Below are 24044 nucleotides of genomic sequence, written 5' to 3'. Positions count from 1 at the left end.
ACCTTTTAAGGAGCCAATCACATGGCACGTTTCTTCCGTCGTCGTAAATTCTGCCGCTTCACCGCTGAAGACGTGAAAGAGATCGATTACAAAGATCTCAACACTCTGAAAGCCTACGTATCCGAGACCGGCAAAATCGTTCCAAGCCGTATCACCGGTACCAAAGCTCGTTATCAGCGTCAGCTGGCCACCGCTATCAAGCGCGCCCGCTTCCTGGCCCTGCTGGCCTACACCGACAGCCACGGCCGCTGAGACCGGGCAGTCGACGAGTAGTAAGGGATTGAATGCATGCGCGCCTTAGCTGACTTCATCATGCGGGGACGTGTGCAGGCCACGCTGGTTGTGGCCGGATCCGCGGCATTGCCGCTGTTGTTCTGGTTGAGTGCCGCCGCTGGGTGCCTTGTGCTCCTGCGGCGCGGTTCGGACGCCTTGAGCGTCCTGGGTATCGGGTTGCTATCAGCGTTGGTGAGCTGGTACTTCCTGAAGGACCCGACAACACTCCTGGTGTTGCTCGGGGCTGGTGGCCTGGCGTTGGTTTTGCGCGCCGGTCATACCTGGAACCGCGTGCTGCTGTGCAGCGTGGCCGTGGGGTTGTTGTGTGCGGTGAGCCTGGGAACTGTCTTCAGTTCCTTCATCGAGTCACTGGCGCAGACGTTCGAACACGTCCTGCCGCTGGCGATGGGTGAGGTCTACGAGACATTCTCGGCAGACCAGAAGGCGTTTCTCACCGCCCTGAGCGCTCCGCTGATGATCATTTCGATAGCGTCTTCGCTGCAGATCTTTAGCGTGCTGTGCCTGATTCTTGGGCGCTATTGGCAGGCGTCGTTGTATAACCCCGGTGGTTTCGGTCGCGAGTTTCGCGCCATCCGATTCCCCAAGAGCGTGGCGCTGTCACTGCTGGCCGTCATGTGTGTGGCTCCGTTTTTCGGGCTGCATGCACTGATCCTGTTGCCGCTGTGCAGTGTACCGCTGGTCTTCGCCGGCCTGGCCCTGATTCATGGGCTGGTGGCGCAGAAGCGACTGGCCACGTTCTGGCTGGTGGGGATATACGTGACGTTGTTGCCTTTCATGCACTTGCTCGGTCCGTTGCTCGTGGTCTTGGCCATCGTCGACAGCCTGATTGATTTTCGCGGTCGTATGGCGCCGAAAGACGCCGACAACGCGAACGGTGAAGGTTAAAAGTTAGAGGATTTTCACATGCAACTGATCCTTCTGGAAAAAATCGCCAACCTGGGCAACCTGGGCGACAAAGTAAACGTTAAGGCCGGCTACGGTCGTAACTACCTGCTGCCTTTCGGCAAAGCCACCGCTGCGACCGCTGCCAACCTGGCTGCGTTCGAAGAGCGTCGCGCTGAGCTGGAAAAAGCCGCCGCAGACCGTAAGGCATCGGCTGAAAGCCGTGCTGCCCAACTGGCCGAGCTGGAAGTGACCATCACTGCCACCGCTGGCGACGAAGGCAAGCTGTTCGGTTCGATCGGTACTCACGACATCGCTGACGCACTGACCGCCTCCGGCGTTGAAGTGGCGAAAAGCGAAGTTCGTCTGCCGAACGGCACCATCCGCAACGTAGGCGAATTCGACGTAGCCGTGCACCTGCACGCCGAAGTTGAAGCCACCGTACGCGTTGTCGTGGTAGCAGCCTAAGCAACACCTGTCGGCTGGCACCCTCGGGTGCTTGCCGGTAACATCGGGCACGATCCTGTTTACAGGTCGTGCCCTTTGTCTTTCTGCAATTGCTGAATTTCATAACCAGACGTGGCCATGAACGAAATCACCGCTCCCGAGCAATATGATCTGCAAACCGCTGCCCTGAAGGTGCCTCCGCATTCCATCGAGGCCGAACAGGCCGTACTCGGTGGCCTGATGCTGGACAACAACGCCTGGGAACGCGTGCTCGATCAAGTCTCCGACGGCGATTTCTACCGGCATGACCACCGCCTGATTTTTCGTGCGATCGCCCGTCTGGCCGATCAGAACATGCCGATCGACGTCGTCACCCTGGCCGAGCAACTGGACAAGGAAGGGCAGACGTCACAGGTCGGCGGCCTCGGTTACCTGGGCGAGCTGGCGAAAAACACGCCGTCGGTCGCCAACATCAAGGCCTATGCCCAGATCGTCCGCGAGCGGGCAACCTTGCGCCAGTTGATTGGCATCAGCACCGAGATCGCCGACAGCGCCTTCAACCCGGAAGGCCGCACCGCCGCCGAGATCCTTGACGAAGCCGAACGGCAAATCTTCCAGATCGCCGAGGCCCGGCCGAAAACCGGCGGCCCGGTGAGCGTCAACGACCTGTTGACCAAGGCCATCGACCGCATCGACACCTTGTTCAACACCGACAACGCCATCACCGGCCTGTCCACCGGCTACACCGACCTCGACGAGAAGACCAGCGGCCTGCAGCCGTCCGACCTGATCATCGTCGCCGGCCGTCCGTCCATGGGTAAGACCACCTTTGCGATGAACCTGGTGGAAAACGCCGTGCTGCGCAGCGACAAGGCCGTGCTGGTGTACTCCCTCGAGATGCCAGGCGAATCGCTGATCATGCGTATGCTCTCGTCCCTGGGGCGTATCGACCAGACCAAGGTCCGTTCCGGCCAGCTGGAAGACGACGACTGGCCGCGCCTCACCTCGGCGGTCAACCTGCTCAACGACCGCAAGCTGTTCATCGATGACACGGCGGGTATCAGTCCGTCGGAAATGCGCGCCCGAACCCGTCGCCTGGTGCGTGAGCACGGCGATATCGCGCTGATCATGATCGACTACCTGCAGTTGATGCAGATTCCCGGTTCCAGCGGCGACAACCGGACCAACGAGATTTCCGAAATCTCCCGTTCCCTCAAGGCCCTGGCCAAGGAATTCAACTGCCCGGTGGTGGCGCTTTCCCAGTTGAACCGTTCCCTGGAGCAGCGCCCCAACAAGCGTCCGGTGAACTCCGACTTGCGGGAATCCGGAGCGATCGAGCAGGACGCCGACGTCATCATGTTCGTGTACCGTGACGAGGTGTACCACCCCGAGACGGAACACAAGGGCATCGCCGAAATCATCATCGGCAAGCAGCGGAACGGCCCGATCGGTTTCATTCGCCTGGCGTTCATCGGTAAATACACCCGATTCGAGAACCTGGCGCCGGGTAGCTACAATTTTGATGATGACGAGTAACCTGTTCGGCATCTATTGAGGCGGGCCCTTTTCCAGAAGATTGCACTTCTCCTGTGGGAGCGAGCTTGCTCGCGATAGCGGTGCAACTGTCAGCACATGCATTGAATGGGCTGGCCCCTTCGCGAGCAAGCTCGCTCCCACATTTGATATGCGGTGCGCCGCCGATTTCCGACCATAGCCGTCGGAATTGGTCAAAATTTGTGCTATATTCCGCGCCCGCGATTTTTCATCCTTTATACCGGTCATCGACATGCAAGCAGCCAAGCCGTTATTTGACTATCCCAAGTACTGGGCCGAATGTTTCGGTCCGGCGCCGTTCCTGCCCATGAGCAGGGAGGAGATGGATCAGCTCGGCTGGGATTCGTGCGACATCATCATCGTGACCGGTGATGCCTACGTCGATCACCCGTCGTTCGGCATGGCGATCATCGGCCGTTTGCTGGAAGCCCAGGGCTTTCGTGTCGGGATCATTGCCCAGCCGAACTGGCAGTCCAAAGACGACTTCATGAAGCTCGGCGAGCCCAACCTGTTTTTCGGCGTCGCGGCCGGCAACATGGACTCGATGATCAACCGCTACACCGCTGACAAGAAAATTCGCTCCGATGACGCCTACACCCCGGGCGGCATGGCGGGCAAGCGGCCGGACCGTGCGAGCCTGGTCTACAGCCAGCGCTGCAAGGAAGCCTACAAGCACGTACCGATCGTGCTCGGCGGCATCGAAGCCTCCCTGCGCCGCATCGCCCATTACGATTACTGGCAGGACCGGGTGCGCAACTCGATCCTGATCGACGCCTGCGCCGACATCCTGCTCTACGGCAACGCCGAGCGGGCGATTGTCGAAGTCGCCCAGCGCCTGTCCTACGGCCACAAGATCGAAGACATCACCGACGTACGCGGCACCGCCTTTATCCGTCGTGACACACCGCAGGGCTGGTACGAAGTCGACTCCACGCGCATCGACCGTCCGGGCAAGATCGACAAGATCATCAACCCGTACGTGAATACCCAGGACACCGCTGCTTGTGCCATCGAGCAGGAAAAAGGTCCGGTTGAGGATCCGAGCGAAGCCAAGGTCGTGCAGATCCTGGCGAGCCCGAAAATGACCCGCGACAAGACCGTGATTCGCCTGCCCTCGGTGGAAAAGGTCCGTGGCGATGCGGTGCTTTACGCCCACGCCAACCGCGTGTTGCACTTGGAAACCAACCCGGGCAACGCCCGCGCCCTGGTTCAGAAGCACGGCGAAGTCGACGTCTGGTTCAACCCGCCGCCCATTCCGATGACCACCGAGGAAATGGACTACGTGTTCGGCATGCCTTACGCACGTGTTCCCCATCCGGCGTACGGCAAGGAGAAAATTCCAGCCTACGAGATGATCCGTTTCTCGGTGAACATCATGCGCGGCTGCTTTGGTGGCTGCACCTTCTGCTCGATCACCGAGCACGAAGGCCGGATCATCCAGAACCGTTCCGAAGAGTCGATCATCCGCGAGATCGAAGAGATCCGCGACAAGGTCCCGGGCTTCACCGGGGTCATTTCCGACCTCGGCGGCCCGACCGCGAACATGTATCGCATTGCCTGCAAGAGCCCGGAAATCGAATCCGCGTGCCGCAAGCCGTCCTGCGTGTTCCCCGGCATCTGCCCGAACCTGAACACCGACCATTCTTCGCTGATCCAGCTGTACCGCAGCGCCCGGGCCTTGCCTGGGGTGAAAAAGATCCTGATTGCCTCTGGTCTGCGTTACGACCTGGCGGTCGAGTCACCGGAATACGTCAAGGAGCTGGTGACCCACCACGTGGGCGGTTACCTGAAGATCGCTCCGGAGCACACCGAGGAAGGCCCGCTCAACCAGATGATGAAGCCGGGCATCGGCAGCTATGACAAATTCAAGCGGATGTTCGAGAAGTACACCAAGGAAGCCGGGAAAGAGCAGTACCTGATTCCGTACTTCATCGCGGCCCACCCGGGCACCACCGACGAAGACATGATGAACCTGGCACTGTGGCTCAAGGGCAACGGTTTTCGGGCCGACCAGGTGCAGGCGTTCTATCCGTCGCCGATGGCCACCGCCACGGCCATGTACCACTCGGGCAAGAACCCGCTGCGCAAGGTCACCTACAAGAGCGATGCGGTGACCATCGTCAAGAGCGAGGAGCAACGCCGCCTGCACAAGGCCTTCCTGCGGTATCACGACCCCAAGGGCTGGCCGATGCTGCGCGAAGCGTTGACCCGCATGGGCCGCGCCGACCTGATCGGGCCGGGCAAGAACCAGTTGATTCCGTTGCACCAGCCGGCCACCGACAGCTACCAGAGCGCCCGACGCAAGAACTCGACGCCAGCCGGCAGCCATAAAGTGGGCAAGGAAACCACCAAGATTCTGACCCAGCACACCGGCCTGCCACCGCGGGCCAGCGACGGCGGCAATCCGTGGGACAAGCGCGAGCAGGCCAAGGCCGCGGCATTCGCCCGCAACCAGCAGGCCGCCAAGGAACGCAAGGACGCCGCCAAGGGCAAGGGACCGAAACCGGCGCGCAAGCCTGTCGTGCCACGCTGATCCTTGAGCGACAACGTAAAACGCCAGCCTTAAGTGCTGGCGTTTTGCTTTCTAGCGACGGTGCTCGCCGTTTGTTATCGTGGCGACCGCCATATTCAGCTTCTGTATCTGTCAGGTCGGCCGCCCCATTGTGGCGAGGGGATTTATCCCCGCTGGGCTGCGCAGCAGCCCCAAAAAAGGCTCGCCACAATTAGCCTGAACCACCGAGGTGGCAGCTTTTTAGGGCTGCTTCGCAACCCAGCGGGGATAAATCCCCTCGCCACAGGGTTCAGTGTAGATAAAAGTCTCACTTTCCGATTCTCAAGGACGATTCATATGAGCAGCGCTACAACGGGCATCGGCATGGACCTGAGCTTCTCCCAGTTCATGGCCCGCAAACGCATCGAAAGCCAGATCAACCTGCCGCGCCTGTTTGCTGCTATTGACGCCGATCCTGGCATCGCCGGGGCGGGTGTGGTGTATGTCGATTCCGAATACAACGTCGTGACCCTGCGCGAGTTCAAGCCGATTTGCAGCATCGCGCCCAAGCGCATCATTCTGCGCGAGGCGAAAAAATACATCGCGCCGCAGCAGTTCATCGATCAGGTCAAAAGCAGCCCCCGCGAGTCCAAGCTCGGGCTTGAAGCAACCAACGCCGGCTTGTCCTGTGTCGCCGCGGTGATTGGTTGGGTGGTGGTGTTCAGCGGCAGCGTCGCGGTGCCCTTTACGGCAGGGGCAAGTGCCTTTGTCGTTGCCCTGGGCGCCGCTGCCGCGACGGCCAGCACCGCGCAATGCGTCATTGGCGGGATGCGGGTGGCCAATGAGCTGACCAATCCGACCGGCAACGATGAGATGAACGACGCCGACTGGTACAACATTGTGTCGCCGATCCTTGACGGGGTTTCCCTGGTGGGGGTCGGTGGCTCGGCCCTGACGACTGTTCGGCTGCTCAAGGCCAACAAAGCGGCCGGCACGGGAAAGAGTTGGTATCAGTTGCTCAAGGGCCTGAATCGGCAAGAGCGCAGCAAACTGACCAAGGAGCTGTTGACGCTGAAGGACCCGAGCCTGACCGCCAAGTTACTCAAGCTGCAGCAACGCGCGGGGGCCCTGCCCAAACGTTACTCTTCAGCTGAAATCAGGCACGCGACGCTGACGCAAATAAAGGACTCCCTTGGGGGCGCGCTGGGGATCATTGGCAGTTATACCGGCGAGGGCGCCGTGAAGACCGTTGCCGTCGGCCTGTATGAGGAGTTCACGGAATGATCGGTGGCGGATCGCTGAAGGCCTTTCTCGCCCGCTATTTCCCGGTGTTCATGGGGACGATCCTGCTGGGCTGCTTTTCCGGGTCCACGCTGCTTGTGTTGGCCGGGGCCACGTATTGGCGTGCCCTGGAGCCGTCAGCCAGGACCGACTATGTCGGGCTCGGCACCTTGGCCTTGGTGCTCGTCCTGGTCCTGGGCAACCTCTTGATCGCTCGCGGGCGCGCCTGGGCGGTCTGGTGGGTGGCGGGGTATTTCCTGGCCTGTCTGGCGGCGGTGCTGCCGACGTTCGCGTATCGACCGCATCAGGGCGTGTATCTCTTCGCGGTGCTGTTGCCGCTGCTGGGGCTGTTACTGCTCAACAGCAAGCGCCACCGGGAAATGCGCAGCAAACTCGTCGACATCCGCCGCCAACGCGCGCTGATCATCCAGGCCGCCAAGGCCTCGCGCCCGCGTCGCTGAGTCGATTCGCGCCGCATTTATGTGCATTCCTTTACAGATGAATACGGGCATCGCGCGTTTTTAGTGCTCTACTGGCTTGAGTAGACAAAGAAAGTGTCCGGCCTGCCTGCATGGCATAAGTCTTGCGCCGCTTTCGATACCGCCCAGGCTCGCAGGAGGCACGTCGTGTCGATCCATGTCGCATTGCATCACGTCACGCATTACCGCTACGACCGCGCCGTCGAACTCGGACCGCAGATCGTTCGCCTGCGCCCGGCGGCCCACAGCCGCACGCGGATTCTTTCCTATGCGCTGAAGGTTTCGCCGGAGCAGCATTTCATCAACTGGCAGCAGGATCCCCAGGGCAATTACCTGGCGCGGTTGGTGTTTCCCGAGAAAACCCGGGAGCTGCGGATCGAAGTCGATCTGCTGGCGGAAATGGCGGTGTTCAATCCGTTCGACTTCTTTCTCGAGCCCTACGCCGAGAAGATTCCCTTCGCCTACGCGACTGACGAACGCAAGGAACTGGCGCCTTACCTGGAAACCCTGCCACTGACGCCGAGGTTCCAGGCCTATCTGGACGGCATCGACCGCACGCCGTTGCCAGCGGTGGATTTCCTGGTGGCGCTCAACCAGCGTCTGAGCGAAGACATCAACTACCTGATTCGCATGGAACCCGGCGTGCAGACCCCGGAGCATACCCTTGAGCACGCGTCCGGCTCGTGCCGCGACTCAGCCTGGTTGTTGGTGCAGTTGTTGCGCAACCTTGGTCTGGCCGCGCGGTTTGTCTCCGGTTACCTGATCCAACTGACCGCCGACGTGAAGAGCCTCGATGGCCCGTCCGGCACCGACGTCGATTTCACTGACTTGCATGCCTGGTGCGAGGTCTACCTGCCCGGTGCCGGCTGGATCGGCCTGGATGCGACCTCCGGGTTGTTCGCCGGTGAAGGCCACATCCCATTGGCCTGTAGTCCCGATCCATCCTCGGCGGCACCGATCAGTGGCTTGGTGGAGCCTTGCGAGTGTGAGTTCAGCCACGAAATGTCCGTCGAGCGGGTCTGGGAAGCGCCGCGGGTGACCAAGCCTTACACCGACGCGCAATGGCTGGCGATCCAGGCCCTGGGACGGCAGATCGATGCCGACCTGCTGGAGGGCGATGTGCGCCTGACCATGGGCGGCGAACCAACCTTTGTCTCCATCGATGACCCGGACGGCGCCGAGTGGAACACCGCGGCACTGGGGCCGGACAAGCGCCGACTCTCCGCCGAGCTGTTCCAGCGCATGCGCAATCACTATGCGCCCAATGGGCTGGTGCATTTCGGCCAGGGCAAGTGGTACCCCGGCGAGCAACTGCCGCGCTGGTCGCTCAACTGCTATTGGCGGCGCGACGGAGTGCCGATCTGGCACAACAGTGCGTTGATCGCTGACGAGCAGGACGATTACGGCGCTGATGGCGAACTGGCCGGACGCTTCCTGGCGAGTGTCGCCGAGCGTTTGAAGATTCCTACGCGGTTCGTGTTTCCGGCCTACGAAGACAACTTCTATTACCTCTGGCGCGAAGGAGCATTGCCTTCCAACGTCACGGCCGAGGACCCACGCCTGGAGGACGCCTTGGAGCGTGCGCGGTTGCGCAAGGTCTTCAGCCAGGGCCTGGACAAGGTCATCGGCCAGGTCCTGCCATTGGCTCGCACCGCCAAGGGCGATCAATGGCAAAGCGGTCGCTGGTACCTGCGCGACAGTCACTGCCGCCTGGTGCCGGGGGATTCGCCCCTGGGTTATCGCTTGCCGCTGGCGTCCCAGCCTTGGGTTACTGCGGCCGAGTACCCGTTCATCCACCCCACCGACCCGAACCAGGACTTGCCCGAGCTGCCCGGCACCGAGCAACTGGCGCGTCACGGCGAGCCGGCCGCCGAGCCGGAGCGTGTCCCGGAGATCGACAAATCCGCCGACTGGCTGACCCGCACCGCCTTTTGTGCCGAGGCCCGCGAAGGCCGGCTCTATCTGTTCATGCCGCCGTTGGAGCGGGTCGAGGATTATCTGGAGCTGGTCAGCGCCATTGAGGCCACCGCTGAGGAACTGCACTGTCCGGTGCTGTTGGAAGGCTACGAGCCGCCGAGCGACCCGCGCCTGAGCAATTTCCGCATCACCCCCGACCCCGGTGTGATCGAGGTCAATGTACAACCCTCGGCGACCTGGGATGAATTGGTCGAGCGCACTGAATTTTTATACGAGGAAGCGCGCCAGACCCGACTGACCACCGAGAAATTCATGATCGATGGCCGCCACACCGGCACGGGCGGCGGCAACCATTTCGTCCTGGGTGGCGCGACGCCGGCCGACTCGCCGTTCCTGCGACGTCCCGACCTGCTGCGCAGCCTGATCAGTTACTGGCATAACCACCCGTCGTTGTCCTACCTGTTTTCCGGGTTGTTCATCGGCCCGACCTCCCAGGCGCCCCGCGTGGACGAGGCGCGCAACGACGCGTTGTACGAGCTGGAAATCGCATTCGCGCAAATGCCGCAGCCGGGCGAGGAATGTCCGCCGTGGTTGGTCGACCGCTTGCTGCGCAACCTGCTGATCGACGTGACCGGCAATACGCACCGCGCCGAATTCTGCATCGACAAGCTCTATTCGCCGGACGGCGCCACCGGGCGTCTCGGCCTGTTGGAGTTGCGTGCCTTCGAGATGCCGCCCCACGCCCGCATGAGCCTGGCCCAGCAATTACTGCTGCGGGCGCTGGTGGCGCGGTTCTGGCGTGAGCCCTATGCGCCGGCGAAATTGGCGCGCTGGGGTACTGAACTGCATGACCGTTTCCTGTTGCCGCACTTTATCGAGCAGGATTTTGCTGACGTCATCCATGAGCTGAACGCCGCCGGCTATCCTCTGCGGGCCGAGTGGTTCGCCGCGCACCTGGAGTTTCGTTTTCCCAAGGTGGGTGACTACGCGGTCAGTGGTATCGAGCTGCAATTGCGCCAAGCCCTCGAGCCTTGGCATGTGCTGGGGGAGGAGGGCGCGGTGGGCGGCACGGTGCGTTATGTGGATTCCTCCCTGGAGCGCTTGCAGGTCAAGCTCAGCGGCCTGGCGCCGCAACGCTACCTGCTGACCTGCAATGGCGTGCCGGTGCCGTTGCAACCGACGGGGCGGGTCGGCGAATTCGTTGCCGGCGTGCGTTTCCGCGCCTGGCAACCGGCCAACTGCCTGCAACCGACCATCCCGGTGCATGCGCCGCTGGTCTTCGACTTGCTCGACACCTGGATGCAACGTTCCGTGGGCGGTTGCCAGTATCACGTGGCCCATCCGGGCGGGCGCAACTATGACAGCCTGCCGGTGAATGCCAACGAGGCCGAGAGCCGGCGCATGGCGCGCTTCTTCCGCCTCGGGCACACGCCGGGGAAACTGCCGATACCCAGCCTGGCAGTGGATGACGAGTTTCCCCTCACGCTGGATCTGCGACGTTTTCAGGGTGCCTCAAAAGAATAAATAACCCCGTGGCGAGGGAGCTTGCTCCCGCTGGGCTGCGCAGCGGCCCCAAGATTTCGCGGTCGCTGCGCAACCGAGCGGGAGCAAGCTCCCTCGCCACGATGATTGCAGTCTGAAAACCCAGGCCGGATCCAACACAAACACACCTATCCGGGCGTCATGCGCTTGCGCTAGTCTCACCTTTCATTGCTGTCTGCCGAGCTTTCCATGCCTGACCTGCTTGACCGTTACCCGCTGACGACGGGCACCTATCACGAATTGCTGGACGACAGCGGTGCGGTACGTACGCACTGGCGGCGGCTGTTCGACCAGTTGCAGCGCAGCACGCCGGCCCAATTGCTCCAGCGCCAGGCCCTGCTGGCCCGGCAGATCCAGGAAAACGGCGTGACCTACAACGTCTACGCCGATCCGAAAGGCGCCGACCGGCCGTGGGAACTGGACCTGCTGCCCCATGTGATCGACCCGCAGGAATGGAAGCATCTGTCAGCCGGGATCGCCCAGCGTGCGCGGCTGCTCAATGCGGTGCTGGCCGACCTGTACGGGCCGCAGCGACTGGTCAGCGAAGGGCTGTTGCCGGCGGAGCTGGTGTTCGGGCACAACAATTTCCTCTGGCCCTGCCAGGGCATCGCGCCGCCGGACGGCAGTTTCCTGCACTTGTATGCGGTGGATCTGGCGCGCACGCCCGATGGCCGCTGGTGGGTCACGGCGGACCGGACCCAGGCGCCTTCGGGGGCCGGGTACGCGCTGGAAAATCGCATGATCGTTTCCCGCGCCTTTCCCGATTTGTATCGCGACCTCAAGGTTCGGCACCTGTCCGGATTTTTCCGCACCTTGCAGGAAACCCTGGCGCGACAGGCTCCCAGCGACGGTGAGTCGCCGCTGGTGGTGCTGTTGACGCCGGGGCGGTTCAACGAAAGCTATTTCGAACACCTTTACCTGGCGCGCCAGTTGGGCTATCCGCTGGTGGAAGGCGGCGACCTGACCGTTCGCGATGCCACGGTCTACCTCAAGACCCTCAGCGGCCTGCGCCGGGTCCACGCCATCATGCGCCGGCTCGACGACGATTTCTGCGATCCTCTGGAGTTGCGCACCGATTCGGCCCTCGGCGTGCCGGGGTTGCTCGAAGCGGTGCGCCAGGGCCGGGTGCTGGTGGCCAATGCCTTGGGCAGTGGCGTGCTGGAGTCGCCGGGCCTGCTGGGGTTCCTGCCGAAGATCAACCAGTACCTGTTCGGCGAAGAACTGCTGCTGCCGTCCATCGCCACCTGGTGGTGCGGTGAGCCGCCAGTGCTGGCCCAGGCCCTGGAAAAACTGCCGCAGTTGTTGATCAAGCCGGCGTTTCCGTCCCAGAGTTTCAGCCCGGTGTTCGGTCGCGACCTGAGCGAGGCGCAGCGCGGGCAACTGGCGGCGCGCATGCAGGCACGGCCCTATGCCTATGTCGCCCAGGAACTGGCGCAACTGTCCCAGGCACCGGTCTGGCAGGCCGAGGATGGGCAAATCCAGCCGCGGGCAATCGGTATGCGCATGTATGCCGTGTCCGGCAAGGATGATTATCGGGTGTTGCCGGGTGGCCTGACCCGCGTGGCCGCCGAGGCCGACGCCGAAGTGGTGTCGATGCAGCGCGGTGGCGCCAGCAAGGACACCTGGGTGCTGGGGGAGCAGGCGCCCGGCAGTGAACAATGGAAGGCCCAGCGAACCGTGGGGGTCCATGATCTGGTTCGACGTGATCCATACCTGCCGTCGCGGGTGGTGGAAAACCTGTTCTGGTTCGGCCGCTACTGCGAGCGTTGCGATGGCAGCGCGCGGTTGCTGCGGATCATGCTGGCGCGTTATGTCGATGGCGATGATCCACTGGCCTTGCAGTCGGCGGTGGCCTTGGGCGAAAGCCTGATGCTGCTGCCCGAAGAGGGCGAGTTGCCCGAGCGTTTGCTGGCGGCACTGCTGGGGGACGACTGGTCGTTCAGCCTGCGTTCCAACCTGCAGCGCTTGCAATGGGCCGCCTCGCAGGTGCGCGGCAAGCTGTCCCGGGAGAACTGGCAGGCGCTGGTGGAATTGCAGCGCGAAGCCATGGAGCTGGAAACCGAGGAAGCGGATTTCGGCGAGTTGTTGGATTTCCTCAATCGGCTGGTGATGTCCCTGGCGGCGTTGTCCGGATTCGCCTTGGACGACATGACCCGCGATGAAGGCTGGCGCTTTTTGATGATCGGTCGGCGCCTGGAGCGCCTGCAATTTCTCAGCAGCAGCCTGGCGGCGTTCCTGCGCAGCGACGCGGTGTTCGATCAGGCCGGGCTGGAGTGGTTGCTTGAACTGGGCAATAGCAGCATCACCTACCGCTCGCGCTATTTGGCGGTGGCCCAGTTGATCCCGGTGCTGGACTTGCTGCTGCTGGATGAACAGAACCCCCACGCGGTGCTCTTCCAATTGAAGCTGGTGGCCCGCACCCTCAAGCGCTTGAACGATGATTTTGCCGCGCCCAAGGAAACCGCCTTGCCGGAGCTGGTCGTGCGCCTGTCACGCTTTGACCTGCGTTGCCTGGAAAACCCCTTGTTCGGTGAGGCCAGCCTGCGCGCGGCACTCGATGGGCTGGCCGACCTGTTGCAGGAAGTGGCTGACGCCAGCGGCCAGGTGTCCGATCGCCTGGCCTTGCGTCATTTCGCCCACGTCGATGACGTCAGCCAACGCACGGTGTCCGTCTGATGAACGCTCGTTACCAGATCCTCCACGACACCCATTACCACTACGACAGCCCGGTGTCCCTGGCCCAGCAGCTCGCTCATCTGTGGCCACGGGCCTGTGACTGGCAGCGTTGCACCGAACAGCAACTGTTGATCAGCCCGGAACCGACGACCCGCCGCGATGAACAGGATGTGTTCGGCAACCCACTGACCCGCCTGGCCTTTGAGCGACCCCATGACGAGTTGCTGGTCAATGCCCGCCTGAGCGTCGAGGTGCTGGCCCGCCCCGAGCTGGATTTCAGCCTGTCCCCGGCCTGGGAGTCGACCTGCAACGCGCTGACCTACAGTGGCCGGCCACTGGCGGCGCCATTGCTGGAGGCGTGCCGCTACCGTTTCGAGTCACCGTATGTGCACCTCAAGCGCAGCTTCGTCGAGTTTTCCGAAAGCTGCTTCCCGCCGGGGCGACCGTTGATGGTCGGTGTCCGAGCGCTGATGGAGAAGATCTTCGAGGAATTCACCTTCGATGCCGAGGCGACCCAGGTGGCGACGCCGCTGGTAGAGGTGCTGGAGCGGCGACGGGGCGTGTGCCAGGACTTTGCCCACCTGATGCTGGCTTGCGTGCGCTCTCGCGGCCTGGCGGCGCGTTACGTCAGCGGCTACCTGCTGACCCAGCCGCCGCCCGGCCAACCACGGCTGATTGGCGCCGATGCGTCCCACGCCTGGGTCTCGGTGTATTGCCCGGTGTTGGGATGGGTGGACTTCGACCCGACCAACAATGTCCAGCCGGCCCTGGAACACATCACCCTGGCCTGGGGCCGGGATTTTTCCGATGTGTCACCGTTGCGCGGGGTGATCCTGGGCGGCGGTGCCCATGATCCTGAAGTGCGGGTGACGGTGATGCCGTTGGAATCATGAACGCTGTGTGAAAAATGTGGAAGCGAGCCTGTGGGAGCCGAGCTTGCTCGCGATGAACGATGACGCGGTTTTGCAGTTGAACCGTGTCGCCCTCATCGCGAGCAAGCTCGGCTCCCACAGGGTTAGGCTCCCACAGGTTGTGTGTCTTATGGATGAGGAGGTTTCCCCATGTTCCCGGTATCCATCAAAGGTGTACTGCAATCCCCCGAAGGCCTGATCGTGCTGATGCTCAACGAGCGCGATGAATGGGAATTGCCCGGCGGACGAATCGAGCTGGGCGAAACGGCGCCGCAATGCCTGGCGCGGGAAATTGCCGAGGAGCTGGCGGTTGAGGTGAGCGTGGGGGCGCCGCTGGATTCGTACTTGTTCGAAGTCATTCCCGGCAAGCACGTCTTCATCTCCACGTACCGCTGCCAGTTGCTGGGCGGTTTCGTGCCGACCATCAGTCATGAGCACAAGGAGATCGGCCTGTTCGCGCCGGACCAATTGCCGGTGAACCTGCCTGCGGGTTATCGCCAGTCGATTATCAACGCGCTGGGATTGTAAGGGTCGGCAGCGGGGCTGCCGGCCCTGGTCACAGAACCGGGGGGCCGGATCGGATCATCGGGCCCTGGGGGTATCAGGCGTCGGGAGCCTGATCTTTCGGTGCATCAACATCATCTTCTGCTGCTACTTCGCCTTCGGTATCCGGGGTCAGTGCGGCTTCTTCTTCAGCTGTGGCTTTCTTGCGCTGCAGCTTTTCCTCTTTCTTCTGCTCCTTGGCCAAGTCTCTCTGACGTTTGGCGAAGGAATAATTGGGTTTGGCCATGGGCGATCCTCTGGGGTCGAAGGTGAGGTTGAGCGGCGCATATTCTGCCCTGTATCGGGGCCGAGCCGTTAGCTGGGTTTTTGTTCGGCCCATTTTGGTTGCACGGACGGTTGCCATTCGTTCAGGGCATCGAGCAGGTTCTGCGCGGATTCGCTCACTTGCAGCATGTCACGATGGGGCGCGCGGACGAAGCCTTCGCCGACGATATGATCGAGAAAAGCGGTGAGCTTGCTGTAGAAACCGTTTACTTCCAGCAGCCCCAGCGGTTTGCCGTGGTAGCCGAGCTGGCCCCAGGTCCAGACTTCGAACAACTCCTCCAGCGTGCCGAGGCCGCCGGGCAGGGCGATGAAGGCGTCGCTGAGTTCAGCCATGCGCGCCTTGCGGGCGTGCATGCCGTCCACCACTTCCAGACGGGTCAGACCGCTGTGGCCGATTTCCTTATCCTTCAGGCTTTGCGGGATGATGCCGATGACTTCGCCGCCAGCCGCCAGGGCCGCGTCGGCGACGACACCCATCAGGCCGACGGCGCCGCCGCCGTAGACCAGGGTCAATTTTCGTTCAGCCAACGCCTGCCCGAGGGCCTGCGCCGCTTCACGATACGCTGGGTCGGTGCCAGTGCTGGCGCCGCAAAATACACAAACAGACGCGATGGACATGCTTTACTCCGTGGTCAGTCACCGCTCCAGAGTAAAGCCTGGCCTAGGCTGCGCAAAGGACTTAAACCTCGCGCTGGGGTTTTTCATAGGTGCCACTGGCGCCACAGGCGTAGGCGGCGAGCAAACTGCACAACAGGCTATTGAGGTTCATGACGATCGCTCCAGGAGGTGATGGGGCTGATCATAGGGGCGCGTCATACTTATGGCTGGTTGATTATGTCCATCAGGCTGATAGCCTTAAGTTGTATACAATCTTTGACTCAGGTCATAGGAACTTGTCTCAAATTCAGGCAGTCTTCCCCTTTGACGGATTTTTGTTAACCATGCCTTGGAGATTCACGATGTTTGCCAAACTTGTTGCAGTATCCCTGTTGACGCTGGCCAGCAGCCAACTGATGGCAGCGGAGTGCAAGACCACCATCGACTCGACTGACCAGATGTCCTTCAATACCAAGGCCATCGAGATCGACAAGAGTTGCAAGACGTTCACCGTTGAGCTGACGCACTCGGGCAGCCTGCCGAAAAACGTCATGGGCCATAACTGGGTGCTGAGCAAAGAGGCTGACATGCAGCCGATCGCCACCGATGGCCTGGCCGCTGGTATCGACAAGAACTACTTGAAAGAAGGTGATGCTCGCATCATCGCCCATACCAAACTCATTGGTGCCAAGGAAACCGACTCGGTGACCTTCGATGTGTCGAAACTCAGTGCTTCCGAGAAGTACGGCTTCTTCTGCTCGTTCCCGGGCCATATCTCGATGATGAAAGGCACTGTTACCCTGAAGTGATCCGTTTCAGGCACAAAAAAAGCGGCGCTTCTTTCAGAAATGGGAAGCGCCGTTTTTTTTAGAAAGCTCGGCTTTGGTGTGTATATCCGTTTTTGCGTAACGGCGGCTTAGGGTTCCGCTCTTACAGCGGGTCACTTTTGAAGAGCGCAAAAGTAACCAAAACGCTCTTGCCCCACCACTCGGTGCCTCGCTTAGGCTCGGCATGCCTGAACGAAGGCATTGCTCCGTGGGCCGCCGCGAAGGGCCATCCATGGCCCAGCGCGGCTATCCCGGCATCCATGCCGGGATGCCCACTGCGCAATACCTTCGTTCAGCCATCGTGGTTAACGGGGCGCCCGAGATCAACGTCCACCGCGAGGCGGCCTGAGAGCCGACCTGGCTCTTGGTGGGACCGCGTTTTTTCCTGTGGGATGAGTGTGGGAGCGAGCTTGCTTGCGATGGCGGTGGTTCAGTCACAGGGATGTTGGGTTTGCTGGCCTCATCGCGAGCAAGCTCGCTCCCACAGGTGATCTTGGGTGCTCATAAGTCTTGTGTTCACCACAGGCCCATTGTGGGAGCGAGCTTGCTCGCGATAGCGGTGGTTCAGCTAAATAGATGCTGGGATATGTCCCGCTCTTGCTCTTGCTCTTGCTCTTGCTCTTGCTTTGGCTCTTGATCTTGATCTTGATCTTGATCTGGGCGCCCCGTTAAACCACGCTGGCCGAACGCAGGCATTGCGCAGTGGGCATCCCGGCATGGATGCCGGGATAGCCGCGCTGGGCCATGGATGGCCCTTCGCGGCGGGCCCACGGAGCAATGCCGGAGTGAGGGCACACCGAGCCTAGGCGAGGTGCCGAGTGGTGGGGCAAGAGCGTTTTGGTTACTTTTGCGCTCTTCAAAAGTGACCCGCCGTAAGGGCGGAACCGCCAGCAGCCGTTACCGCAGCAACGGATATACACACCAAACCACGCCTCTCGGCTATCGCGAGCTTACCGCTTACCGCTTACGGCGCATACGGCATCACCCGCTTGTGCTCAGTCTTACGATAGGTCTCACAAATGATCCTGGCCGCCTCTTCGCGAACCGGTTGGCCGTGCAGGAAAGCATCGATCTCGGCATAGGTCACACCGTGGGAAGCTTCGTCCGGCTTGCCTGGCGACAGGTCTTCAAGATCGGCGGTGGGGACTTTTTCCACCAGCGATTCCGGTGCGCCAAAGTCACGGGCGATGGCCCGGACCTGGTTTTTCACCAGGCCGCTCAACGGCGCCAGGTCGCAGGCGCCGTCACCGAACTTGGTGAAAAAACCCATGACCGCTTCGGCCGCATGGTCGGTGCCGATCACCAGGCCCTGCTCGGCCCCAGCGATGGTGTATTGCGCCAGCATGCGCATCCGCGCCTTGGTATTGCCCAGCACGAAATCCCGCGAGACCACCGCCTTGCCTTCGAACGCCGCGACTTGCTCGGCCAAGGCCTTGACCGCCGGGCCAATATTGACGGTATGGCGCTCGTCCGGGTCGATGAAGTCCACGCAGGCCTGTGCTTCATGCTCGTCGAACTGGGTTTCGTACGGCAGGCGCACAGCGATGAACTTATAGGCCGCGTTACCGGTTTTCTCCCGCAGTTCGCGCACGGCACGCTGGGCCAGCAGCCCGGCGGTCAGCGAGTCGACGCCACCGCTGATGCCCAGCACGAGGGACTTGAGCCCGGAATTGACCAGGCAATCCTGGATAAAGCTCACTCGCCGGGCGATCTCGGCCTTGAGGGCGGCGTCATCGGCGAACGGTGGCTGGACCTTGAGCTGTTCAGCAATCTCACGCTGTACGGCTTGCATGAATTCACTCCTTGCTTGATGTGTCAGAAAGGGCGGCAGGTACTTGGAAAACGTGTCGCATGTAGGCGACGAAATTCGGGTCCTTGCAGTGGGTCTTGCCGGGCTCGTCTGAAATCTTGGCCACGGGTTGCCCGTCACAGCTGATCATTTTAAGCACGATGCTCATGGGCTCGACACCCGGGATGTCGCAGGTCAGGTTGGTGCCAATACCGAAGCTGACATTAATGCGACCACGCAACGCCCGAAAAATCTCCAGGCATTTGGGCAATGTCAGGCTATCGGAGAACACCAGGGTCTTGCTCATCGGGTCGATGCCGAGCTTGTGGTAGTGGGCAATGGCCTTTTCGGCCCAGATCACCGGGTCACCGGAGTCATGGCGCAAACCGTCGAACAGCTTGGCGAAGAACAGATCGAAATCCTTGAGGAAGGCGTCCATGGTGATGCAGTCGGTGAGGGCGATCCCCAGCAGGCCCCGGTACTCGCGCACCCAGCAATCGAGGGCGGCGATCTGGCTGTCGATCAGTCGCGGACCCAGTTGCTGGTGGGCCATGATCCACTCGTGGGCCATGGTGCCCAGGGGTTTCATGTCCAGTTCCCGAGACAGGTGCACATTGCTGGTGCCGACGAAACGCCCGGGGAAATCATGCTTGAGCACGTTGACCACTTCTTCCTGGACGCGGAAGGAAAACCGCCGACGGGTGCCGAAATCCGCGACTTGCAATTCGGACAGCTCATCGGCGCTGGCGTTGGCGCTCAGCCAGTCGAACTTGCGATACAACTGCTCGCGGGCCTGCTCCAGGACGATTTCGCGGTAGCGATAGCGGTTGCGCACTTCGCTGACGATGGCCAGCAGCGGCACCTCGAACAGAATCACATGCAGCCACGGCCCGCGCAGGCGGATGAACAGCTCACCGTTGTCGATACCGGTGTGCACGTAGCGCAGGTTGAAGCGAAACAGCCCCAGGAACCGCAGGAAGTCCGGCTTGAGGAAGCTGATGCGCTCCAGGAAACCCAACTGGTCGGCGCTCAGGTTCAGTTCCGCCAGGCGCTCGATCTGGAAGCGGATCTCCGCCAGGTACGGACGCAGGTCTTCGCTGTTGCGGCAACGAAACTCCCACTCGACTTCGACGTTGGGGTAGTTGTGCAGCACCGCCTGCATCATCGTCAGTTTGTAGAAGTCGGTGTCGAGCAGGTTCTGCACGATACGATCGGCAAATACGCTCTCGCTCATAGGGTTCTCCAGACAGGCCGCGGCAGTGGGCAGTGAGGTTCGGCGGTTTTTAGTGAACGGCTAGTGGCGCATAACCGTGGTGGGTATTGCCAGTGTTTTTTGTGGCGAGGGAGCTTGCTCCCGCTCGGGTGCGCAGCGCCCGTATGGTAGGGGGCCGCTGCGCGGCCCAGCGGGAGCAAGCTCCCTCGCCACAGGGTGTTGTGTTGGCTGCCGCTATTGCGGTGTATCCGGGCTGTCGATCTGTTCCAGCATCCACTCCACAAAAAGCCGTACCTTGGGCACTTCCGCCGAATGTTCCGGGTAGGCCAGGTAATAGGCGCTGGTGCTAGGCATCGCGTGGGGCCAGGGGATGACCAGTTTGCCGTCGGCCAGTTCTTCTTCCACCAGAAACCGTGGCAGCAAGGCGACGCCGCAGCCGACCTGGGCGGCCCGGATGCACATGTAGAAGGTTTCGAAACGCGGCCCGTGGTAGCTGTGTTCGGTGTGGTAGCCCTGGCTGTCGAACCAGTCGTGCCAGGCCTGGGGCCGCGAAGCGTTTTGCAGCAGCACCAGCTCGGCCAATTGGGTCGGGTCGGTGAAGGGTTGCTCAGGCAGGCTGCCGGGGGCGCAGACTGGCACCAGCTCTTCGTCGAACAATCTCAGGGATTCGGTGCCAGGGCGTGAACCCTGGCCGAAGTAGAACGCCAAGTCGCTGCGCCCCTGCTGCAAGTCGTCGGCTTCCTGCTCGCTGCACAGGTCCAGATGAATTTTCGGATGGCGCAGGCGCCAACCCTTCAGGCGGGGCACCAGCCAGCGGGCGCCGAACGTTGGAGGCGTGGAGACACGCAGCACTTCGGTATCGCCGCCGTAGGAACGCAGGTAGTGGGTGGACATCTCCACCTGGGTGAGGATTTTTCGCACTTCCCCCAAGTACAACTCTCCGGCCGGTGTCAGCTGCAAGCGACGGCGCACGCGCCGGAACAGCAGGTGCTGCAACAACTCCTCAAGCTGGGCGACTTGTTTACTGACGGCGCTCTGGGTCAGATGGAGCTCTTCGGCGGCACGGGTAAAGCTCAGGTGGCGGGTCACGGCTTCGAAGCACTGGAGTGCGGTGATCGACGGCAAATAGCGCTTATTGAGCATGACGAGGGCCTTTTTCTTGTTGCTCTATAAATCGAGACAGGGGCAGCATGAATAAACGGAATGATATCTCGCTTAATGGTCGTTTGTTGGCAAGACTCGAGCCAGCTAAAACTAGAGGCCTGAGTAGACGGTAATTGTCCGTCTGCCAATCCTTCATCGCTCGTTTAGAGGAGTTACCCCATGGTTGCTGCATTGCTTGATCGTCTGGGCGTCAATCCGGCCCTGTACCAGGGCGGCACACAGCCGGTGCATTCGCCTATCGATGGCAGTCGCATCGGTGCCGTGAACTGGGAAGGCGCCGCTGAAGTCGAGCAGCAGGTCAGCCGTGCCGAACACGCCTTTGACCTGTGGCGCCAAGTACCGGCCCCGCGTCGCGGCGAGCTGGTGCGTCAATTCGGCGACCTGCTGCGTGAATACAAGGCCGATCTTGGCGAGCTGGTGTCGTGGGAAGCTGGCAAGATCACCCAGGAAGGCCTGGGTGAAGTGCAAGAGATGATCGACATCTGCGACTTCGCCGTCGGCCTGTCCCGCCAGCTGTACGGCCTGACCATCGCCTCCGAGCGCCCGGGCCACCACATGCGTGAGTCCTGGCATCCGTTGGGCGTGGTCGGGGTGATCAGTGCCTTCAACTTCCCCGTCGCGGTCTGGGCCTGGAACACCACGCTGGCCCTGGTCTGCGGCAACTCGGTGATCTGGAAGCCCTCGGAAAAGACCCCGCTCACCGCCCTGGCGTGCCAGGCGCTGTTCGAACGCGTGCTGAAGAACTTCAGCGACGCACCGCCGTACCTGAGCCAGGTGATCATCGGCGGTCGCGATGCCGGTGAAGCCTTGGTGGATGACCCGCGCGTGGCCTTGATCAGCGCCACCGGCAGCACTCGCATGGGCCGTGAGGTGGCACCGAAAGTCGCCGCGCGTTTCGCCCGCAGCATTCTCGAACTGGGCGGTAACAACGCCATGATCCTGGCGCCGAGCGCCGACCTGGACATGGCCGTGCGCGCCATCCTGTTCAGCGCCGTCGGCACCGCCGGTCAGCGTTGCACCACTCTGCGCCGGCTGATCGCCCATGAGTCGGTGAAGGAAGAGATCGTCACCCGCCTCAAGGCCGCTTATTCGAAAGTGCGCATCGGCCATCCGCTGGAAGGCAATCTGGTCGGGCCGTTGATCGACAAGCACAGCTTCGACGGCATGCAGGACGCGCTGGAGCAGGCCTTGAGCGAAGGCGGGCGGGTGTTCGGTGGCAAGCGCCAGCTCGAAGACCAGTTCCCGAATGCCTATTACGTCTCGCCAGCCATTGTCGAGATGCCCGAGCAGAGTGATGTGGTGCGCCACGAAACCTTCGCACCGATCCTGTACGTGGTTGGCTACAAGGACTTTGCCGAGGCCCTGCACTTGAACAATGCCGTGCCCCAGGGCCTGTCGTCCTGCATCTTCACCACCGATGTGCGTGAAGCCGAGCAGTTCATGTCGGCGGTGGGCAGCGACTGCGGCATCGCCAACGTCAACATCGGCCCGAGCGGCGCGGAAATCGGCGGCGCATTCGGTGGAGAAAAAGAAACCGGCGGCGGTCGCGAGTCCGGCTCCGACGCCTGGCGCGGCTACATGCGGCGCCAGACCAACACCGTGAACTACTCGCTGGAGTTGCCGTTGGCCCAGGGGATTACCTTCGACTGAGGTCGAGCCAACGAAAATCCCCTGTGGGAGCGAGCTTGCTCGCGATGGCGGCGGCACATTCAATAAGATGTGACTGACAGACCGCTATCGCGAGCAAGCTCGCTCCCACACTGAATAGTGTGATGGTTGGGTTTCTTTTTCGGAGTCTGGCAATGCCGTTACGCGAAGAATGTCTGTGGGAAAAACTGACGCCGCAAAGGCCTGAAAACACTGCCCTCACCGGCGAAATCACGGTCGATGTCTGTGTGATCGGTGCAGGGTTCACCGGGCTGTCGGCGGCGGTGCACTTGCTTGAACAAGGTAAGCGCGTGGCTGTGCTGGAAGCCCACCGCGCCGGGCATGGCGGATCGGGGCGTAACGTCGGCCTGGTGAACGCCGGGCTGTGGATCCCGCCGGATGACATCGAGGCCGGATTCGGCGAGGCGGTGGGCAGCCAGCTCAACCGCATGCTGGGCGCCGCACCGGCCCTGGTGTTCAGCCTCATCGATAAATACAACATTGATTGCCAGTTGCGCCGCGAAGGCACCTTGCACATGGCCCATAACGCCCGGGGCGAGGCCGACCTGCGCAGTCGCGAAGCACAATGGAAACGCCGTGGCGCCCCGGTGGAGTTGCTCACCGGCCAGGCCTGTGCCGAGGCCACCGGCACGGCGAAAATCGCCGCGGCATTGCTCGACCGCCGTGCCGGCACGCTCAATCCGATGGCCTACACCAGCGGGCTGGCCAAGGCCGCCACGGACCTGGGCGGCCAGTTGTTCGACCATTCGTCGGTGACGCGCCTGGAACGCCAAGGCCAGCGCTGGTCGGTGCAGACCGCCCAGGGTTCGGTGCTGGCCGAGCAGGTGGTGATTGCCTCCAATGCCTACACCGAGGGTGACTGGACCGAACTGCGGCGCAATTTTTTCCCCGGTTATTACTATCAGGTCGCTTCCGTCCCGCTGGCCGACGATGCCGCCCAACGCATTCTGCCGGGCGGGCAGGGTTCGTGGGATACCCGCCAGGTGTTGAGCAGCATCCGCCGGGACAAGGACGGCCGTTTGCTGCTGGGCAGCCTGGGCAACGGCAACCGCAAGCCGACCTGGTTTCTCAAGGCTTGGGCCGACCGGGTGCAGCAACACTATTTTCCTTATCTCAAGCCGGTGGAGTGGGAGTGCACCTGGACCGGTTGCATCGCCTTCACCCCCGATCATTTGATGCGCCTGTTCGAACCCGCTCCGGGGCTGGTGGCCGTGACCGGCTACAACGGCCGGGGCGTGACCACCGGCACGGTGGTGGGCAAGGCGTTCGCCGATTACCTGTGTCACGGCAATGCCCAGGCCCTGCCGATCCCGTTCGCGCCCATGCAGTCGTTGGCCGGGGTGGGGTTGCGCAGCTGCCTGTATGAGGCGGGCTTTTCGCTGTATCACGCGGGCCAGTGCCTGCGGATCGTCATTTGAGTGTTGAAAATTGTTGCTGGAAGCCGCGTTTTCCGGCGTAGCGTCTAGCCTGTTATGGTGCGGGTT

The 24044-nt window shown here is 61.9% G+C and carries 20 protein-coding genes; 15 read left to right on the top strand and 5 right to left on the bottom strand.

The genetic code is table 11. From position 1 onward, the window contains the following. Nucleotides 1-21: 21 nt before the first annotated feature. The 11 genes from rpsR (at nucleotide 22) to AB4N80_RS02225 (ending at nucleotide 15002) form a co-directional block, all read left to right on the top strand. Nucleotides 22-252, top strand: coding sequence for a 30S ribosomal protein S18 (gene rpsR, locus AB4N80_RS02275; RefSeq protein ID WP_002551829.1), 231 nt, complete (start codon nucleotides 22-24; stop codon nucleotides 250-252). A 36-nt stretch (nucleotides 253-288) separates the two neighbouring features. Beyond that, nucleotides 289-1179, top strand: coding sequence for a YybS family protein (locus AB4N80_RS02270; RefSeq protein ID WP_122567300.1), 891 nt, complete (start codon nucleotides 289-291; stop codon nucleotides 1177-1179). A gap of 18 nt (nucleotides 1180-1197) precedes the next feature. Further along, the gene (gene rplI, locus AB4N80_RS02265) at nucleotides 1198-1644 is read left to right on the top strand and encodes a 50S ribosomal protein L9 (RefSeq protein ID WP_003186385.1); all 447 of its coding nucleotides are present in this window, start codon (nucleotides 1198-1200) and stop codon (nucleotides 1642-1644) included. A 117-nt stretch (nucleotides 1645-1761) separates the two neighbouring features. Further along, nucleotides 1762-3159, top strand: coding sequence for a replicative DNA helicase (gene dnaB / locus AB4N80_RS02260; RefSeq protein ID WP_027911801.1), 1398 nt, complete (start codon nucleotides 1762-1764; stop codon nucleotides 3157-3159). Between the two features lie 250 nt (nucleotides 3160-3409). Continuing rightward, the gene (locus AB4N80_RS02255) at nucleotides 3410-5710 is read left to right on the top strand and encodes a YgiQ family radical SAM protein (RefSeq protein WP_058546535.1); all 2301 of its coding nucleotides are present in this window, start codon (nucleotides 3410-3412) and stop codon (nucleotides 5708-5710) included. A 315-nt stretch (nucleotides 5711-6025) separates the two neighbouring features. Beyond that, complete coding sequence (locus tag AB4N80_RS02250; protein ID WP_122567299.1) at nucleotides 6026-6952, top strand: NAD synthetase; 927 nt, start codon at nucleotides 6026-6028, stop codon at nucleotides 6950-6952. After that, nucleotides 6949-7410: a hypothetical protein gene (locus AB4N80_RS02245; RefSeq protein ID WP_122567298.1), complete on the top strand. Its 462-nt coding sequence runs from the start codon at nucleotides 6949-6951 to the stop codon at nucleotides 7408-7410. Before AB4N80_RS02250 ends, AB4N80_RS02245 begins: the two co-directional genes overlap by 4 nt. Before the next feature lie 165 nt (nucleotides 7411-7575). Then, nucleotides 7576-10869: a transglutaminase family protein gene (locus tag AB4N80_RS02240; protein ID WP_305491612.1), complete on the top strand. Its 3294-nt coding sequence runs from the start codon at nucleotides 7576-7578 to the stop codon at nucleotides 10867-10869. Between the two features lie 207 nt (nucleotides 10870-11076). Further along, nucleotides 11077-13563, top strand: coding sequence for a circularly permuted type 2 ATP-grasp protein (locus tag AB4N80_RS02235; protein WP_122567296.1), 2487 nt, complete (start codon nucleotides 11077-11079; stop codon nucleotides 13561-13563). Then, a complete protein-coding gene (locus AB4N80_RS02230; protein WP_122567295.1) occupies nucleotides 13563-14456 on the top strand; it encodes a transglutaminase family protein in 894 nt (297 codons plus the stop codon). Before AB4N80_RS02235 ends, AB4N80_RS02230 begins: the two co-directional genes overlap by 1 nt. 168 nt (nucleotides 14457-14624) lie before the next feature. After that, entirely contained in the window at nucleotides 14625-15002 is a 378-nt protein-coding gene (locus AB4N80_RS02225; RefSeq protein ID WP_122567293.1) for an NUDIX hydrolase, read from the top strand. A gap of 73 nt (nucleotides 15003-15075) precedes the next feature. On the opposite strand, the gene AB4N80_RS02220 is transcribed toward AB4N80_RS02225, so the two are convergent. Further along, nucleotides 15076-15264 carry a hypothetical protein gene (locus AB4N80_RS02220; protein WP_057448273.1) on the bottom strand — a complete coding sequence of 63 codons (189 nt, stop codon included), beginning with the start codon at nucleotides 15262-15264 and terminating at the stop codon, nucleotides 15076-15078. Between the two features lie 68 nt (nucleotides 15265-15332). Continuing rightward, entirely contained in the window at nucleotides 15333-15920 is a 588-nt protein-coding gene (locus tag AB4N80_RS02215) for an LOG family protein (protein ID WP_122567292.1), read from the bottom strand. Nucleotides 15921-16261: 341 nt separating this feature from the next. Here AB4N80_RS02215 and azu point away from each other — a divergent pair, with 341 nt between their 5' ends. Together azu and AB4N80_RS02205 are read left to right on the top strand one after the other, a co-directional pair. After that, the gene (gene azu / locus AB4N80_RS02210) at nucleotides 16262-16708 is read left to right on the top strand and encodes an azurin (RefSeq protein ID WP_122567291.1); all 447 of its coding nucleotides are present in this window, start codon (nucleotides 16262-16264) and stop codon (nucleotides 16706-16708) included. A gap of 202 nt (nucleotides 16709-16910) precedes the next feature. Beyond that, complete coding sequence (locus AB4N80_RS02205) at nucleotides 16911-17075, top strand: hypothetical protein (protein WP_163006799.1); 165 nt, start codon at nucleotides 16911-16913, stop codon at nucleotides 17073-17075. Nucleotides 17076-17690: 615 nt separating this feature from the next. Here AB4N80_RS02205 and nadE read toward each other — a convergent pair. The 3 genes from nadE to AB4N80_RS02190 all read right to left on the bottom strand — a co-directional run bounded on the left by nadE (nucleotide 17691) and on the right by AB4N80_RS02190 (nucleotide 20871). Continuing rightward, complete coding sequence (gene nadE, locus AB4N80_RS02200) at nucleotides 17691-18518, bottom strand: ammonia-dependent NAD(+) synthetase (protein ID WP_122567289.1); 828 nt, start codon at nucleotides 18516-18518, stop codon at nucleotides 17691-17693. A 4-nt stretch (nucleotides 18519-18522) separates the two neighbouring features. Beyond that, complete coding sequence (gene pncB, locus AB4N80_RS02195; RefSeq protein ID WP_122567288.1) at nucleotides 18523-19749, bottom strand: nicotinate phosphoribosyltransferase; 1227 nt, start codon at nucleotides 19747-19749, stop codon at nucleotides 18523-18525. Nucleotides 19750-19962: 213 nt separating this feature from the next. Then, nucleotides 19963-20871 carry a LysR family transcriptional regulator gene (locus AB4N80_RS02190; RefSeq protein ID WP_460080505.1) on the bottom strand — a complete coding sequence of 303 codons (909 nt, stop codon included), beginning with the start codon at nucleotides 20869-20871 and terminating at the stop codon, nucleotides 19963-19965. A 180-nt stretch (nucleotides 20872-21051) separates the two neighbouring features. Between AB4N80_RS02190 and amaB the strand changes: the two genes are divergently transcribed. Both amaB and amaA read left to right on the top strand, forming a co-directional pair. Next, entirely contained in the window at nucleotides 21052-22542 is a 1491-nt protein-coding gene (gene amaB, locus AB4N80_RS02185; RefSeq protein WP_072412016.1) for an L-piperidine-6-carboxylate dehydrogenase, read from the top strand. A 152-nt stretch (nucleotides 22543-22694) separates the two neighbouring features. Continuing rightward, nucleotides 22695-23978 (top strand): L-pipecolate oxidase, encoded by a 1284-nt coding sequence (gene amaA, locus AB4N80_RS02180; protein ID WP_122567285.1) that lies wholly within the window; start codon nucleotides 22695-22697, stop codon nucleotides 23976-23978. The last annotated feature ends 66 nt before the right edge of the window (nucleotides 23979-24044 follow it).

It is taken from the genome of Pseudomonas sp. H3_A02, assembly GCF_054671965.1.
This window is presented reverse-complemented; position numbering and strand designations above follow the sequence as displayed.

Excerpts from the sequence above, each read along its gene's own strand:
- rpsR (WP_002551829.1), top strand. The coding sequence starts at position 22 with ATGGCACGTTTCTTCCGTCGTCGTAAATTCTGCCGCTTCACCGCTGAA.
- AB4N80_RS02270 (WP_122567300.1), top strand. The coding sequence starts at position 289 with ATGCGCGCCTTAGCTGACTTCATCATGCGGGGACGTGTGCAGGCCACG.
- rplI (WP_003186385.1), top strand. The coding sequence starts at position 1,198 with ATGCAACTGATCCTTCTGGAAAAAATCGCCAACCTGGGCAACCTGGGC.
- dnaB (WP_027911801.1), top strand. The coding sequence starts at position 1,762 with ATGAACGAAATCACCGCTCCCGAGCAATATGATCTGCAAACCGCTGCC.
- AB4N80_RS02255 (WP_058546535.1), top strand. The coding sequence starts at position 3,410 with ATGCAAGCAGCCAAGCCGTTATTTGACTATCCCAAGTACTGGGCCGAA.
- AB4N80_RS02250 (WP_122567299.1), top strand. The coding sequence starts at position 6,026 with ATGAGCAGCGCTACAACGGGCATCGGCATGGACCTGAGCTTCTCCCAG.
- AB4N80_RS02245 (WP_122567298.1), top strand. The coding sequence starts at position 6,949 with ATGATCGGTGGCGGATCGCTGAAGGCCTTTCTCGCCCGCTATTTCCCG.
- AB4N80_RS02235 (WP_122567296.1), top strand. The coding sequence starts at position 11,077 with ATGCCTGACCTGCTTGACCGTTACCCGCTGACGACGGGCACCTATCAC.
- AB4N80_RS02230 (WP_122567295.1), top strand. The coding sequence starts at position 13,563 with ATGAACGCTCGTTACCAGATCCTCCACGACACCCATTACCACTACGAC.
- AB4N80_RS02225 (WP_122567293.1), top strand. The coding sequence starts at position 14,625 with ATGTTCCCGGTATCCATCAAAGGTGTACTGCAATCCCCCGAAGGCCTG.
- AB4N80_RS02220 (WP_057448273.1), bottom strand. The coding sequence starts at position 15,264 with ATGGCCAAACCCAATTATTCCTTCGCCAAACGTCAGAGAGACTTGGCC.
- AB4N80_RS02215 (WP_122567292.1), bottom strand. The coding sequence starts at position 15,920 with ATGTCCATCGCGTCTGTTTGTGTATTTTGCGGCGCCAGCACTGGCACC.
- azu (WP_122567291.1), top strand. The coding sequence starts at position 16,262 with ATGTTTGCCAAACTTGTTGCAGTATCCCTGTTGACGCTGGCCAGCAGC.
- AB4N80_RS02205 (WP_163006799.1), top strand. The coding sequence starts at position 16,911 with ATGCCTGAACGAAGGCATTGCTCCGTGGGCCGCCGCGAAGGGCCATCC.
- nadE (WP_122567289.1), bottom strand. The coding sequence starts at position 18,518 with ATGCAAGCCGTACAGCGTGAGATTGCTGAACAGCTCAAGGTCCAGCCA.
- pncB (WP_122567288.1), bottom strand. The coding sequence starts at position 19,749 with ATGAGCGAGAGCGTATTTGCCGATCGTATCGTGCAGAACCTGCTCGAC.
- AB4N80_RS02190 (WP_460080505.1), bottom strand. The coding sequence starts at position 20,871 with ATGCTCAATAAGCGCTATTTGCCGTCGATCACCGCACTCCAGTGCTTC.
- amaB (WP_072412016.1), top strand. The coding sequence starts at position 21,052 with ATGGTTGCTGCATTGCTTGATCGTCTGGGCGTCAATCCGGCCCTGTAC.
- amaA (WP_122567285.1), top strand. The coding sequence starts at position 22,695 with ATGCCGTTACGCGAAGAATGTCTGTGGGAAAAACTGACGCCGCAAAGG.